Annotated in this window: 15 protein-coding genes and 1 tRNA gene; all 16 read right to left on the reverse strand. The window is 73.4% G+C overall.

Annotated elements, in window-relative coordinates; genetic code table 11:
- Nucleotides 1–19: 19 nt before the first annotated feature.
- On the reverse strand, nt 20–1,288 hold the full coding sequence (locus tag WA616_RS06145; protein WP_336028202.1) for an MlaD family protein: 1,269 nt from the start codon (nt 1,286–1,288) through the stop codon (nt 20–22).
- On the reverse strand, nt 1,285–2,547 hold the full coding sequence (locus tag WA616_RS06150) for an MCE family protein (protein ID WP_336028203.1): 1,263 nt from the start codon (nt 2,545–2,547) through the stop codon (nt 1,285–1,287). The genes WA616_RS06145 and WA616_RS06150 overlap by 4 nt, the downstream gene beginning before the upstream one ends.
- The gene (locus tag WA616_RS06155; RefSeq protein ID WP_336028204.1) at nt 2,544–3,785 is read right to left on the reverse strand and encodes an MCE family protein; all 1,242 of its coding nucleotides are present in this window, start codon (nt 3,783–3,785) and stop codon (nt 2,544–2,546) included. Before WA616_RS06155 ends, WA616_RS06150 begins: the two co-directional genes overlap by 4 nt.
- Complete coding sequence (locus WA616_RS06160; RefSeq protein ID WP_336028205.1) at nt 3,782–4,816, reverse strand: MCE family protein; 1,035 nt, start codon at nt 4,814–4,816, stop codon at nt 3,782–3,784. The genes WA616_RS06155 and WA616_RS06160 overlap by 4 nt, the downstream gene beginning before the upstream one ends.
- Nucleotides 4,816–5,853, reverse strand: a complete 1,038-nt coding sequence (locus WA616_RS06165) for an MCE family protein (RefSeq protein WP_336028207.1) — start codon at nt 5,851–5,853, stop codon at nt 4,816–4,818. The genes WA616_RS06160 and WA616_RS06165 overlap by 1 nt, the downstream gene beginning before the upstream one ends.
- The gene (locus tag WA616_RS06170; protein ID WP_336028210.1) at nt 5,850–7,241 is read right to left on the reverse strand and encodes an MCE family protein; all 1,392 of its coding nucleotides are present in this window, start codon (nt 7,239–7,241) and stop codon (nt 5,850–5,852) included. The genes WA616_RS06165 and WA616_RS06170 overlap by 4 nt, the downstream gene beginning before the upstream one ends.
- 7 nt (nt 7,242–7,248) lie before the next feature.
- Nucleotides 7,249–8,118 (reverse strand): MlaE family ABC transporter permease, encoded by an 870-nt coding sequence (locus WA616_RS06175; RefSeq protein ID WP_442901978.1) that lies wholly within the window; start codon nt 8,116–8,118, stop codon nt 7,249–7,251.
- 4 nt (nt 8,119–8,122) lie between these two features.
- Nucleotides 8,123–8,938, reverse strand: a complete 816-nt coding sequence (locus WA616_RS06180; RefSeq protein ID WP_442901979.1) for an MlaE family ABC transporter permease — start codon at nt 8,936–8,938, stop codon at nt 8,123–8,125.
- A complete protein-coding gene (locus WA616_RS06185; RefSeq protein ID WP_336028212.1) occupies nt 8,935–10,056 on the reverse strand; it encodes an ABC transporter ATP-binding protein in 1,122 nt (373 codons plus the stop codon). Before WA616_RS06185 ends, WA616_RS06180 begins: the two co-directional genes overlap by 4 nt.
- Nucleotides 10,057–10,279: 223 nt before the next feature.
- Nucleotides 10,280–10,675: a 50S ribosomal protein L7/L12 gene (gene rplL, locus WA616_RS06190; protein ID WP_073421315.1), complete on the reverse strand. Its 396-nt coding sequence runs from the start codon at nt 10,673–10,675 to the stop codon at nt 10,280–10,282.
- Between the two features lie 16 nt (nt 10,676–10,691).
- Entirely contained in the window at nt 10,692–11,309 is a 618-nt protein-coding gene (gene rplJ / locus WA616_RS06195; RefSeq protein ID WP_336028215.1) for a 50S ribosomal protein L10, read from the reverse strand.
- A 378-nt stretch (nt 11,310–11,687) separates the two neighbouring features.
- Entirely contained in the window at nt 11,688–12,407 is a 720-nt protein-coding gene (gene rplA, locus WA616_RS06200; protein ID WP_073421311.1) for a 50S ribosomal protein L1, read from the reverse strand.
- A gap of 118 nt (nt 12,408–12,525) precedes the next feature.
- Nucleotides 12,526–12,957, reverse strand: coding sequence for a 50S ribosomal protein L11 (gene rplK, locus WA616_RS06205; protein WP_073421309.1), 432 nt, complete (start codon nt 12,955–12,957; stop codon nt 12,526–12,528).
- An 89-nt stretch (nt 12,958–13,046) separates the two neighbouring features.
- Nucleotides 13,047–13,955, reverse strand: a complete 909-nt coding sequence (gene nusG / locus WA616_RS24460; protein WP_442901980.1) for a transcription termination/antitermination protein NusG — start codon at nt 13,953–13,955, stop codon at nt 13,047–13,049.
- Nucleotides 13,956–13,998: 43 nt separating this feature from the next.
- Entirely contained in the window at nt 13,999–14,547 is a 549-nt protein-coding gene (secE, locus tag WA616_RS06215; protein ID WP_336028220.1) for a preprotein translocase subunit SecE, read from the reverse strand.
- Between the two features lie 163 nt (nt 14,548–14,710).
- Nucleotides 14,711–14,783, reverse strand: a tRNA-Trp gene (locus WA616_RS06220).
- Nucleotides 14,784–14,793 lie beyond the last annotated feature (10 nt).

Raw genomic sequence — 14,793 nt, forward strand, 5'->3', positions numbered from 1 at the left:
GGTGACGAGCATGCCTGACCTAGCCCTGGGTCCGTGCGAAGGGGGAGGCGCCGAGCAGCCCGCCGACGACGTCGTCGAGCACCGCGGCGCCCGGTGCGCCGGCGCCGGGCTGCCCCTGCGGGCCGGGCGACCCGACACCGCCGTCGCGGCCGATGTTCTGCTCGCCGCGGATGTTGGAGCCGCTCTCGTCCACGCCGTCGCCCGGCGAGGGGTCGGCGCCGTCGACGACGTCGCAGCCGACCGCGTCGACGTCGACGGTGGCCACCGAGCCCGGCGTCGGCGTCTGCCCGGTGGAGACGTAGCCGCTGGTGCAGGCGCGCGGGTCGTCGCTGCCCAGGACGAAGCCGAAGTGGGCGCGCAGCGTGCCGCCGTCGTTGCGGACGACGCTGAAGCCGCCGCTGACGACGTCGGGGTAGGTGACCAGCAGCTGCTCGACACCGTCGAGGCGCGGGATCGTCACGCCGTTGAGGACGTCGAGGCCCCGCACCAGCGACCCGAGGCCCGGCCCGGCGTCGTCGACGAGCCGCTGCAGCGCGGCGCCGGCGTCGGGGGCGTTGACCACCAGGCCGCGCAGGTCGGGGTCGATGTCGACCAGGGTGTCGCTGACGGCGCGCAGGTCGGCGGCCCACTGCTCGATCGCCGAGCGGCTCGCGGCCTGCGTCTCCAGCACCGTGCGGCCGTCGGTGATGAGCCGCAGGGTCTCGGGCAGCGACTCCTCGGCGCGGGCGAGCAGCAGGTCGCCGTTGTCGATGAGGCGGGTCAGGTCGTCGCCGGCGCCGGCGAAGGCCCGGCCGAGCTCGTCGACCACCACCCGCAGGTCCTCCGCGTCGAGCGAGGTGACCAGCTCGTCCACGTCCAGCAGCAGCTGCTCGACCGGGATCGGGATCGCCGTGCGCGACTGGGGGATGACCGCGCCGTCCTCGAGGTACGGCCCGTCGGCGGTGGCCGGTCGCAGGTCGAGGTACTGCTCGCCGACGGCGCTGCGGGTGGCCACGACCGCGTCGGTGTCGGCCGGGATCGGGTCGGCGCCGGGCTCGATGGTCATGGTCACGCGGACGCCGTCGTCGGTGAGCCGCATGTCGCTGACCCGGCCGACCGCGACGCCTCGGTGGGTGACCTCGGCGTTGACGAAGATGCCGCCGGAGTCGGCGAAGTCGGCGGAGACGTCGTAGCCGCTGCCCAGCAGCACCCGGTCCAGGCCGACGTAGGTGAAGCCGACGTAGGAGATGCCGAGCAGCGCCACCGTCGCGAAGGCGAGCAGCTGCAGCCTGACCCTGCGGGTGATCACGAGCCGCTCCCGGGCACCGGCGGCAGGCCCACGAGGCCCCCGTCCGCGGGCTGCCCGCCGGGGACGGTGCCGGCCAGGCCGCCGAGGACCGGCGCCGGCGACGGCGCGCCCGGTCCGGCGGGTGCGGCGCCCGCCGTGGCGTTGGACGGCGGGGTGCCGGGCGTGCCGCACTCGGCGCCCACGAGGTCCTGCGGCTCCAGCGTCTCCAGGCCGCCGGTGACCGGGTCGACCACGTAGCGGCAGAGCAGCTCGGACAGGTCCAAGTTCAGGTTCGCGGTCATGTTGGTGAACAGGCCGTACCCGCCGGTGCGGGCGTCGGGCCGGTACTGCAGCGCCGACAGCGAGCTGGCCGGGAAGGGGTAGGTGAGCAGCAGGTCCAGCGACTCGGCGAGGTCGGGCCCGGCCGCGGCGAGCTGGGACAGGATCGGCTGCAGCAGCTGCAGGTCGGCGACCGTGTCCGCACCGGCCTGCTGGATCACCCGGGTGCCGACGTCGCCGAGGCGGGCCAGGCTGCCGAGCATCGACACGAGCAGGTCGCGCTGCTCGGTGATCACGTCGAGGCCGGGGCCGATGGTGTCCAGCGCGGTCTCGATCGAGCCGGTGCGCGCGGCGAGCGACGCGGTGAGGGCGTCGACGCTGTCCAGCGCCCGGTCGATCTCCTCGCGCTGGTCGTCGAGGCCGGCGATGAAGGTGTCGAGCTCGGTGAGGGTCCGGCGGATGGCGTCCTCGCGGCCCTCCAGCGCGACGCCCAGCTCGCGGCTGATGGTCTGCAGTTGCGCGAGCCCGCCGCCGTCGAGGACCAGCGACAGGGCGCCGAGCAGCTCCTCGACCTCGACGTTGCGGTTGGTGCGGTCCAGGCCGATGCGCGCGCCGTCGGCCAGCCGGCCGGTGGGCTCCTCGCCGCCGGGGGCGGCGAGCTCGACGTACTTCTCCCCCAGCAGCGAGGACTGCTGGACCATCGCCACCGCGTTGGCCGGCAGCTCGACGTCGCCGTCGACCTCCACGGTGACCACCGCGGTCCAGTCCTCGCCGAGCGCGATGTCCTCCACCCGCCCGACGGGGACGTCGGCCACCCGGACGCCGGCCTGCGGCACCAGGTCGAGGACGTCGAGGAACTCGATCTGCACGGTGTAGGGGTCCTCGCCGGTGTCGGCGCCGCCGGGCAGGTCGAGGGAGTACGCGCCGCGGAAGCCGCAGCCGGACAGCAGCAGCGCACCGGCGGCCAGCGCGGCCGCCCGGCGGCGGGCGGGGGCGCTCACCGCGGGCCCCCGACCAGCGGCAGGCCGACCAGCGGGGTGCCGCCGGCGGCCGGGGTGGCGGCGGACCGGCCGAACAGGGTGCCGAGCAGCTCCTGCAGGTCGGGCACGCCGTTGCCGTTGAGGTCGTCGAGCTGCCCGTCGTTGCCCGGGTCGCCGGAGAGCAGCCGCACGCAGATCTGCTCGGTGGGCGGCAGCTGCAGGAAGGAGGTCAGGTCGGTCAGCGCCACGCCGCCGAGCTGCAGCCGCCCGGCCTGCGCCAGGAGCTGGCAGACCATGACCTCCGGGTTGGTCGAGCCGAGCGAGTTGTCCCGGGTGTCGAGGGTCCCGTAGTCGGGGTTGTAGGCGTGCGCGATGTTGCCCAGGGCGGCGGGGGCGACGTCGAGCACCTCGGCCAGCGCCTGACGCTGCTGCACGAGGGTGAGGGTGACGTCGGCGAGCCGGTCGACGTTGGTGGTCAGCAGCGTGGTGTTGGTCCGCACGAAGCTGGCGATCTCCCCGAGCGCCTGCGAGAGCAGGGCGACGGCGGCCGCGAGGTCCTCCCGCTCGCCCTCGAGCTGGGCGGCGACCGCGGCCGTGTTCGCGTTGAACTGCCCGACCTGGGCGTCGATGGAGGCCAGGGCCGAGGTGAAGGTCTGCAGGTTCTCCACCGACCCGAACAGGTCGTCGCGGTTCTCCGACAGCGTCCGCACCGCCTGGGAGAAGCCGGTGAGCGTGCGGTCCAGCGCGCCGCCGTTGCCCTGCAGGTTGTCGGCGCCGACGGCGAGCAGGTCCGACAGGGCGCCGTCGGCGTTGGCGCCGGTGGGCCCGAGCGCCGCGGAGAGCTGGTCGAGGGCGCCGTAGACCGCGTCGAGCTCGACCGGGGTGGCGGTGCGCGAGAGGTCGAGCTCCGCGCCGTCCTCCATCGTCGGGCCGCCGTCGTAGACCGGGGAGAACTGCACGTACCGGTCGCTGACCAGTGAGGGCGCGAGGACGACGGCGTCGGCGTCGGCCGGGATGTCGTACTGCTCGTCGACGAGCATGTCGACGCGCACCCGGTCGCCCAGGGGGACGACGGCGGTGATCTCGCCGACGTCGATGCCGAGGACGCGCACGTCGCCGCCCTCGTAGACGCCGACGGCCTGGCCGAAGTACGCGGTGACCCGCATCTGGCCGGCCGGGCGCAGGACGGTCCAGCCGAGCGCGGTCACCAGGACCGCCGCGGCGGCCAGCGCCACGCCGCGCTGCAGGGTGCCGCTCACCGCCCCTCCCCGCAGGAGACGAGGCCGCCGGGCGCCTGCGCCGCGCCGCCGCACAGCACCGAGCCGACGGCGCCGGGCAGCAGGTTCTCGACGAAGCTGTCGAACCAGCGGCCGTTGCCCAGGGTGTTGGTGAAGACCCGCACGAACGGCGCCAGGTCCGCCACCGTCTCCCCGAGCGCCTGCCGGTTGCGCGACAGGATGTCGGTGACCGTGGCCAGCTGCTGCAGCGCCGGGGTGAGCGCCTCGCGGTTGTCGGCGACGAGGCCGGTCAGCTGCCCGGCGAGCGTCTGGGTGTTCGTGAGGATCGAGTCGATGAGCGCCCGGCGCTCCTGCACCTCGGTGAGCAGGGTGTTCGAGTCGAGGACGAGCCGGGTGAACTCGCCGTCGCGGTCGGCCAGGACGCGGGTGACGTCCTCGGTGGCCGACAGCAGCTCGCGCAGCTGCGCGTCGCGGGAGGCGATGGTGTCCGAGAGCCGGGCCAGGCCGTCGAGGGAGGTGCGCACCTCGTCGGGGGTGTCGGCGAAGGTCTCCGCGAGCACCTCGAAGGAGCCGGCCAGCTGGGCTGTGTCGATCTCCCCGACCGTCGTGGACAGGTCGGCGAAGGCCTCGACGACGTCGTAGGGCGAGGCGGTCCGGGTGAGCGGGATGCGCTCCTCGGGGTCCAGCGGGGACGCCCCGCGCGGCACGAGCGCCAGGTACTTGGCGCCGAGCACCGTCTCGATCCTGATGGCCGCCTCGGAGGCGTCGCCGACGAAGGCGTCGCGGACCCGGAACTCCACGGTGACCGCGCCGTCCTCCAGGGACAGGCTCTCGACCTGCCCGACCTTGACGCCGGCCACCCGGACCGGGTCGTCGGGGCGCAGGCCCGCGGCCTCGGAGAACTGGGCGCGGTAGACGGTGCCGCCGCCGATGAGCGGCAGGTCCTTGGCGTTGAAGGCCAGCAGCACCAGCAGCGCGATGAGGGTGAGGCTGATCGCGCCGATGACCACGGGGTCCCGGTCCCGGAAGGGCGTGCTCGCGCGGCGGGCCATCAGCAGCCCCTCGCGCCGGAGGACAGCCCGCCCGCGGGGACGGTGCTCGGCTCCGTGGACCCGGGCAGGGTCACCGAGCCCGACGCCCCGCACAGGTAGAAGTTGAACCAGGAGCCGTTGACGGCGGTCCGCGTGATCAGGTCGATCTTCGACGGCGCGAGCTGCAGGAACTCCTCCAGGACGTCGCCGGAGTCGGCGAGGTTGCCGGCCAGGCTGCCGAGCTGCTCGACGTCGGCGGCCAGCGGGGCGCGGGCGTCCTCGAGCAGGCCGGCCGTGCTCACCGCCAGCCCGTCGATGGTCTGCAGCGAGTCGAAGATCGCGTCGCGGTCCTGGGCCAGGCCGCTGACGAACTGCTGCAGCGAGACGACGAGCGAGGACAGCTGCTCGTCGCGGGCCGCGACGGTGCCCATGACGGTGGTCAGGTTGTCGATGACGCTGCCGATGACGGCGTCCTTGTCGGCCAGCGACGACGTCAGCGAGGCCACGTGCCCGAGCAGGCTCTCGACGGTGCCGCCCTCGCCCTGGAACACCTGGATGACCTCGAAGGACAGCCGGTTGACGTCCTGCGGGGACAGCGCCTGGAACAGCGGCTGGAACCCGCCGAACAGGGTGGTGAGGTCCAGCGCCGGCCGCGTCTGCGCCAGCGGGATGGTGGCGCCCTCCGCGAGGGTGGCCCCGGCCGAGCCCTCCCCCTCGGTGAGCGCCACGTAGCGCTGCCCGACGAGGTTGCGGTAGCGGATGGTGGCCTGCACCGAGGTGGGCAGCGGGACCTCCGCGTCGACCTCGAGGGACACCTCGGCCACCGGGCGCTCGGTCCGGCCGGAAAGCCCGATGCCGGTCACCTGGCCCACCCGGACGCCGGCGATGCGCACCTCGTCGCCCTCGACCAGGCCGGCGACGTCGCTGAACTGGGCGCGGTAGCCGAGGGACTCGCCGTACCCGGCGTTGGTGATGGTGGTGACCAGGACGTAGCTGGCCAGCACGGTGACCAGCGCGAAGACGGCCAGCTTGGTCAGCGGCGCGGCGAGGCCCCTCATCGCAACGCCACCTGGGTCCCGCGCAGCAGCGGCGCCATGGTCGAGGCGGCGAGGTCGGAGACCCGCGCCGGCTCGGTGCCGGTCTGGTACCCGAGGATGCTGCGCACCAGGTCGAGCTCCGCCGTCGACCCGGGCAGCGCGCCGGGCAGCGCGTCCCCGAGGGAGGCGGCGACGGCGGGGTTCGGCTCGCCGGAGCCGGCGGGGACGTCGGCCGGGCCGCGCCCACCCAGGCAGGTGGGGTTGCCGCTGGAGGGGTTGTCGGCCGACTCGACGCCGTCCTGCGGCGGCACCGGGCAGTAGTACTCGCCCCGGTCGGCCGCGGCGATGATCGCGTCGATGTCGTCGAGGCCCTGGCAGTCGGGCCCCGACCGGTCGAGGTAGGCCGGCTGGTCACCGGGCTGGTAGGCGTTGCGGGGCGGCAGCGTCACGACGATGTCCAGGTTCAGAGCGGGGTCGCCGTCGCCGCCGAAGGCCTCGGTGATCATCGGCGTGAACCGGGCGAGCCCGTCGAGCAGGCAGGGGTAGACCGGCGAGTACTCGGCGAAGGTGCCGAGCACCGGCCGGGAGGTGGCGGCCAGCGAGATGAGGCTGCGCTCGTTGGCCTCCAGGAAGCCGGCCGCGGTGGCCGAGGAGCCGCCGACGACGGTGAACGTGCGCCGCAGCTGCTCGGCCTGGTCGACCAGCGTCCGCGACGTCACCGCCAGGTCGTCGAGGACCGCGAGCAGGTCGTCGGCGGCCGAGTCGTAGGTGTCGGCGACGTCGGCCAGGCCGCTGATGTCGGCCTGCAGCTCGGGCAGCACGGTGTTGAGCTCGCCGACGTAGCGGCCGACGGCGGCCAGGTTCTCGCCCAGGCGCTCGCCGCGGCCGCGCAGCGCGGAGGCGACGGCACCGAGCGTGTAGCTGAGGTCCTGCGGCTCGACGGCGCGCAGCAGCGGCAGCAGGTCGTCGATCACCCGCTGCAGCTCGACCGCGTTCTCCGTGCGGTCCTGGCCGATCTCCGCGCCGTCGGCCAGCCGCTCCGGCGAGGGCTGGTCGGGCACCACCAGCGACACGTAGCGCTCGCCGAACAGCGTCTTGGGCAGCAGCCGGGCGGTGACGTCGGCGGGGATCTGCTCGAGGAACTGCGGCCGGATGCCCAGCTCGATGGTGGCGCCCTCGGCGCTCGCCTCGACCGAGCGGACCTCGCCCACGATGACGCCGCGGACCTTGACGTCGGAGGTCTCCTGCAGCTGGTTGCCCACGGTGTCGGCGCGCAGCACGACGCGGGCGGTGTCGGTGAACGCCTTCTGGTACAGCGCCACGGTCAGCGCCAGCAGCAGCGCCAGGACGACGAGGAACGCCACGCCCTGGAGACGGCGGCGGACGACCGCTCCCCTGCCCTCGCTCACCGGCCGCTCACCCCGCGATCCGGACGGTCGTCGTCGAGCCCCAGATGGCCAGCGACAGGAACAGGTCGATGACCATGACCGCGACGATCGAGAAGCGCACCGCCCGGCCCACCGCGAGGCCGACGCCGGCGGGGCCGCCGCCGGCCCGGTAGCCGTAGTAGCAGTGGCTCAGGATGATCACGACGGCGAACACGAGCACCTTGGCGAAGGACCACAGCACGTCCTGCGGCGGCAGGAACAGGGTGAAGTAGTGGTCGTAGGTGCCGGCCGACTGCGCGTACGCCTGCGTGGTGATCGTCCGCGTGGCGAAGTAGCTGCTCAACAGGCCGATGACGTAGAGCGGGACGACCGCCACGAAGCCCGCGACGATGCGGGTGGTCACCAGGAACGGCAGCGAGGGCACGCCCATGACCTCCAGGGCGTCGATCTCCTCGTTGATCCGCATGGCGCCGATCTGGGCGGTGAACCCGCAGCCGACGGTCGCCGACAGGGCGAGCCCCGCGACCAGCGGCGCGATCTCGCGGGTGTTGAAGTACGCGGAGAGGAAGCCGGTGAACGCCGAGGTGCCCAGCTGGTCGAGGGCCGCGTAGCCCTGCAGCCCGACGTCGGTGCCGGTGAAGAACGACAGGAAGGCGATGACGCCGACCGTGCCGCCGATGACGGCGAGCGCGCCGGTGCCGAAGGTGACCTCGGCGAGCAGCCGGAGCGTCTCGCGCTTGTAGCGGCGCAGGGTGCGCGGCGTCCAGCCCAGCGCCCGGCCGTAGAAGGACAGCTGGTCGCCGAGGTCCTCGAGGGTGTCCATCGGCCGGCCGTACACGCGGCGGACCAGCCGGCGTGCGCCGAGGCGGACCCGGTCGACCGGGGAGAGGAGGGCCACGGGGTCACTGACCCTTCGGCGGGACGAGCTGGAAGTAGATCGCCGTCATCACGAAGTTCACCGCGAACAGCAGCAGGAAGGTGATGACGACGGACTGGTTGACCGCGTCGCCGACGCCCTTGGGCCCACCCCCGGCGCGCAGCCCCTTGTAGGAGGCGACGATCCCGGCGATGAGGCCGAAGACCAGGGCCTTGAGCTCCCCGGACCAGAAGTCCTCGACCTGGGCCAGCGCGCCGAACGACGCCAGGTAGGCGCCCGGGGTGCCGCCCTGCAGGACGACGTTGAAGAAGTAGCCGCCCGCGACGCCGACGACGCTGACCAGGCCGTTGAGCAGCGTGGCGACCACCATCGCGGCGAGCACCCGCGGGACGACGAGGCGCTGGATCGGGTTGATCCCGAGCACCTCCATGGCGTCGATCTCGTCGCGGATCTTGCGGGCGCCGAGGTCCGCGCAGATGGCCGAGCCGCCGGCGCCGGCGATGAGCAGCGCGGTGACGATCGGGCTGGCCTCGCGCAGCACGGCGAGCACCGACGCCGAGCCGGTGAACGACTGGGCGCCGAGCTGGCGGGTGAGCGACCCGAGCTGCAGGGCGATGACCGCGCCGAACGGGATGGCGACCAGCGCCGTCGGCAGGATGGTCACGCTGGCGACGAACCAGGTCTGCTGGACGAACTCCCGCAGCTGGAACGGCCGCTTGGGCATCGCCCGGAAGGTGTCGAGGGCGAAGGCGAAGAGGTCGCCGCTCGCGCGCAGCGGCCGCGTCGGGGACAGCTTCCCGTCGAGCAGCCCCGGCGCCTCGGGCTTCCCGGGAGCCGTCACCGGCCGTCCCGGGGCCCGGGCAGGACGCCGATGGCCTGCGTGCCGTCGGCGGCCCAGTGCCGCCCGCCCGCACCTGCGGGAGGTGCGAGGACGCCGGCGTCGGCCTGGGCGAGCAGGTCGGCGGGCAGGCTGTCGCGGATGGCGTCGGCGGTGGCCGGGTCGAACGCGTGCAGCATCCGTGCGACGCGCTCCTGGCGGCGGCGCTGGGCCCGGCGCTCGGGCAGGCCCGGGGACGGGTCGAGCTGCGGCGGGACGGCGTCGCCGCCGACGGCGCCCTTGGGCCCGACGCCGTTGTGCCGGTCCCCGCCGCGCGCCTGCAGGGCGGCCATCTCGGCCTCGACCTGGGCGACGTCCTTCTCCTCGCTCATGCCGATCGGGCCCTCGCGGCGGCCGTTGAGGAACTGCTGGACGACCGGCTCCTGCGAGGTCAGCAGCTGCTCGCGCGGGCCGAACATGGCCAGGTGCTTGCGGTAGAGCAGGCCGAGGTTGTCCGGCACGGTGCGGGCGGTGCCGATGTCGTGCGTGACGATGAGGAAGGTGGCGTCGATCTGCGCGTTGAGGTCGACGATCAGCTGGTTGAGGTAGGCGACGCGGACCGGGTCGAGGCCGGAGTCCGGCTCGTCGAACAGGATGATCTCCGGGTCGAGCACCAGCGCGCGGGCGAGGCCGGCGCGCTTGCGCATGCCGCCGGAGATCTCCCCGGGCAGCTTCCGCTCGGCGCCCTGCAGGCCGACCATGTCCATCTTCTCGAGGACGATGCGGCGCACCTCGGACTCGGTCTTGCGGGTGTGCTCGCGCAGCGGGAAGGCGATGTTGTCGAACAGGTCCATCGAGCCGAACAGCGCGCCGTCCTGGAAGAGGACGCCGAAGAGCTTGCGCACGTCGTAGAGCCGCGACTCGCTGCACCGGACGATGTCGGTGTCGCTGATGACGATCGAGCCGCGCTCGGGCTTGAGCAGGCCGACCAGGGACTTGAGGAAGACCGACTTGCCGGTGCCGGACGGGCCGAGCAGCACCGAGATCTCCCCCGGCGGCAGCGTCAGCGTGACGTCGCTCCAGATGTTCTGGCTGCCGAAGGACTTGGTCAGCCCCTCGACCTCGACGGCGACGCCCACCACGACCCCCTCGTCCGGCTCCGTCGCCGGTCGCACCCCGGTGTGCGTCCGGCTCTACTGGCGGGTAACGAGGACGCCTCCGGGAGGTTACGGAGATCACTCGCCTCGCGTGACACGGATCGCTGTCGCATCACCCGGAGACGCGACAGGGGCCGCCCTCCCGGAGGAGGACGGCCCCTGTGTGGTGCGGGGTGGTGCAGGTCCCCGGCTCAGGCCGGGGACGGCGTCACTTGACGGTGACGGTGGCGCCGGCGCCCTCGAGGGCGGCCTTGGCCTTCTCGGCAGCGTCCTTGGCGACCTTCTCCAGGACCGGCTTCGGCGCGCCGTCGACCAGGTCCTTGGCCTCCTTGAGGCCGAGCGAGGTCAGGCCGCGCACCTCCTTGATGACCTGGATCTTCTTGTCGCCGGCGCTCTCGAGGATGACGTCGAACTCGTCCTGCTCCTCGGCGGCGGGAGCGCCACCGTCGCCGGCACCACCGGCGGCCGGGGCGGCCGCGACGGCGACCGGAGCAGCGGCGGTGACCTCGAAGGTCTCCTCGAACTGCTTCACGAAATCGGACAGCTCGAGCAGCGTCATCTCCTTGAACGCGTCGAGCAGCTCCGTGGTGGACAGCTTGGCCATGATCTCTCCTTGGGGGTCAGTCGGTGCCGGCCGCGGCGTCGGCGGCGTCGGCGGAGTCGGTGGTGGTGTCGGCAGCAGTGCCATCGGTGGCCTGGGCGGCCGCAGCCGGAGCGTCGCCCTCGGCGGGCTTCTTCTCCTGCAGCGCGGCGGCCAGGCGGGCGACCTGCGACAGCGGGGCCTGGAACAGGCCGGCGGCCTTGGTCAGGTTGCCCTTCATCGCGCCGGCCAGCTTGGCCAGGAGCACCTCGCGGGGCTCGACGTCGGCCAGAGCGGTGACCTCGGCGGGCGTGACCGTGCGGCCCTCGACCACGCCGCCCTTGACGACGAGCAGCGGGTTGGCGCGCGCGAAGTCACGGATGGCCTTGGCGGCCTCGACGACGTCGCCCTCGATGAAGGCGATCGCGGTCGGGCCGTTCAGCAGCGGGCCCAGGTCGGTGTGCCCGACCGAGTCCGCCGCCCGCTTCGTCAGGGTGTTCTTGACGACGGCGTAGCTGCTGCCCGCACCGAGGGAACGGCGCAGCTGGGTCAGCTGCGCCACGGTCAGCCCGCGGTACTCGGTGAGCACGGCCGCACTGGAGTTCTGGAACCGCTGGGTGATCTCGTCGATCACCACGGCCTTCGCCTGCGTGGGCATGGGCCTCCTCTCGTCTGTCGGGCGACCGCTCGTGCGTCGTGCGGGAGCGGGCGATCGGGCCCGGAGACGAGGAACGCCCCGGCGCAGGGCGCACGGGGCGAGGGCGGGCGCGCGCGGCGCCGCCGATCGGACCGTCCTCCTGCGCGGGCCGCCCGGGGATCCGGGACCTTCGATCGCACGCGGACGTGCGACGACCAGCGGTCATGGGTGAACGACGACGAGCATACGCGATCCCGCGGCGGAGGCGGCGGCCGGTCCGGGAGACGACGGAGGCCCCGCCGCGCGGGTGCGCGGCGGGGCCCCTCGTGAGGTGCTGGAACGGCCTCGTCCCGGGGCCCGTCCTGAGCTCGCTCAGGACGGGGAGGACGAGGTCCTTCGTTAGGCGGTGGGCTCGTCCACCGTCAGGTTGCGGGTGCGGTTCGGGTCGACCGGGATGCCCGGGCCCATCGTCGTGGAGATGGTGACCTTCTTGACGTACCGGCCCTTGGCGGCGGCCGGCTTCGCGCGCAGCACCTCGTCGAGGGCGGCGGCGTAGTTCTCGACGAGCTTGGTCTCGTCGAAGGAGGTCTTGCCGATCACCAGGTGCAGGTTGGCCTGCTTGTCGACGCGGAAGTTGATCTTCCCGCCCTTGATGTCGTTGACGGCCTTGGTCACGTCGGGGGTCACGGTGCCGGTCTTCGGGTTCGGCATCAGGCCGCGGGGGCCGAGGATGCGGGCGATCCGGCCGACCTTGGCCATCTGGTCGGGGGTGGCGATCGCCGCGTCGAAGTCCAGGAAGCCGCCCTGGATCCGCTCGATGAGGTCGTCGCTGCCCACGACGTCGGCGCCGGCGGCCTCGGCCTCGGCGGCGCGGTCACCGGTCGCGAAGACGATGACGCGGGCGGTCTTGCCGGTGCCGTGCGGCAGGTTGACGGTGCCGCGGACCATCTGGTCGGCCTTGCGCGGGTCGACGCCCAGGCGCATGGCCACCTCGACGGTGGCGTCGTACGCGGTCGGCGAGGTCTGCTTCGCCAGGCCGGCCGCCTGCAGCGGGCTGTAGAGGTTCTCGCGGTCGACCTTCGCCGCTGCCTCGCGGTACTTCTTGCCGTGCTTCGCCATGGTGGTTCCTCTCCCCCGCCGCGCGGGCGGGGATCTCGTGGTGTGCGGGCCTGGCGGGGCCCTCCCACTGGTGACGTGCTGGTGCGGCCCGGTGGGGCCGCCGGTGCCGTCGGGGGCGTCAGCCCTGGACGGTGATGCCCATCGACCGGGCGGTGCCGGCGATGATCTTCTCGGCCTCGTCGAGCGAGTTGGCGTTGAGGTCGGCCATCTTGGTCTGGGCGATCTCGCGGACCTGGTCACGCGTGACGGTGGCGACCTTGGTCTTGTGCGGCTCGCCCGAGCCCTTCTCGACACCGGCGGCCTTGAGCAGCATGCGCGCGGCCGGCGGGGTCTTGGTGATGAAGGTGAACGAGCGGTCCTCGAAGACCGAGATCTCGACCGGGACGACGTCGCCGCGCTGCGACTCGGTCGCGGCGTTGTACGCCTTGCAGAACTCCATGATGTTGACGCCGTGCTGGCCGAGCGCCGGACCGACGGGCGGCGCGGGGGTGGCCGCACCGGCCTTGATCTGGAGCTTGATGACCGCGGTCAACCGCTTCCTGGGGGGCATGACTTCCTTCTCCGTGACGGGGTGGGACGGCCGCGTCGCAGGGTCCCGCCGTCGATTCTACGAGCGGCGGGGGGCGACCCGGTCCGTCGTCAGATCTTGGCGACCTGGGTGAACGACAGCTCGACCGGCGTCTCCCGGCCGAAGATCGAGACCAGCACCCGCAGCTTCTGCTGCTCGGCGTTGATCTCGTTGATGGTGGCCGGGAGGGTGGCGAACGGGCCGTCCATGACGGTGACCGACTCGCCGACCTCGAAGTCGACGACGGCGACCGGCGACGCGGCCGCGGCGGCCGGCGAGGCCGCCTCGGCGGTCTTCGCCGCCTGCGGCGGGGCGTCGGGGACGAGCAGGTTCACGACCTCGTCGATCGACAGCGGCGAGGGCCGCGAGGTGGCGCCGACGAAACCGGTGACGCCGGGGGTGTTGCGCACCGCGCCCCAGGACTCGTCGTTGAGGTCCATGCGGACGAGCAGGTAGCCGGGGAGCTTCTTCCGGTTGACCTGGGTGCGCTTGCCGTTCTTGATCTCGGTGACCTCCTCGGTGGGCACCTCGATCTGGAAGATGTAGTCCTCCATGTCCAGCGACTGGATGCGGGACTCGAGGTTGGTCTTCACCTTGTTCTCGTAGCCCGCGTAGGAGTGGATGACGTACCAGTCGCCGAACTGCGTGCGCAGGGTCCGCTTGAGCGTCTCCCGGGGGTCCTCGTCCTCCGCCTCGGCCTCGGCGAGCGCCTCGGTCACGATCGGGTCGTGGTCGGGCGCCGGGGCCGCGAGCGGGTCGCCGACGAGGGCGTCGCGCCCGCCGCCCTCGACCGCCGGGGTGACGTCGGCGACGCCGGTGGCGGTGTCCTGGTCGGTGGTGTCGCCCGAGCCCTCGGCGGCACCCACCTCGTCGGCGCCGGTCTCGACGTCGACGCTGCCGCGCACGTCCATGCGGGCGTCGTCGAGGTCGATGTCCTCGACGTCGCTGTCGGTGTCGAACGGCTCGCGGGGGTCGGTCACGGCTTCTCTTCCTTCTCGGGTGGCGGGCGGGCGCAGGGGGCGGTCAGCCGAAGACGGCGAGCACGCCCTGCGCGAAGAGGACGTCCAGGCCCGCGACCAGCGCGACCATGAAGGCCACGAAGAGGATCACGACGGTCGTGTAGGTGATCAGCTCCCGGCGGCCCGGCCAGATGACCTTGCGGAGCTCGGCGACGACCTCGCGGAGGAACCGGCGCAGGTTGCGGCGCTGGCGGACCTCGTCGGCCCGGGCGCGCTGGGCGGCGGCGCGGGAGCGGGTGGCGCCGCCCTCCTCGGAGCGGCCGGCGGGGCGGCTCGCGGCGCGCTCGCGGGCGGGACGGCGGGTGCGCGGCGCGGTCGGCTCGTCGTCCTCGTCGTCGTCGCCGGCGGTGATCCGGCCACCGCGGCGGCGTGCCGGGGCGGGGACGACCTTGTCCTCCTCGGCCTGCGCCTCGGCGGCGACCTCGTCCTCGGCGGCCTCGAGCTCGGCGGCGTCCTCGACGCCCGGGGCCTCACGGTCGAGCTGCTCGTCGGTCAGCTCGGCGTCGGAGGCGGAGCGGGGGTCCTCCCCGCGGCCCGGCTTCTCGTCGCTCACTGCGCCTCGCTCGCGTCGTGGTGGTGGCCGCTGTCGTCGGGCCGTCTGCCGTCGTGCCCCCGGGGCCGCGCGGGCCCCGGGCCGGCACCGGCCGCGCCGGCGCTGCCGGGACACGGGGCGGTGCCGGGTCGTGCTCGTCGCCGGCGCACACCGGCGGCACGGGCAGGGGTGACAGGACTTGAACCTGCAGCCTGCGGTTTTGGAGACCGCTGCTCTGCCAGTTGAGCTACACCCCTAGTGCCCGGG

Source organism: Geodermatophilus sp. FMUSA9-8 (genome assembly GCF_037034165.1).
GTDB lineage: Bacteria > Actinomycetota > Actinomycetes > Mycobacteriales > Geodermatophilaceae > Geodermatophilus > Geodermatophilus nigrescens.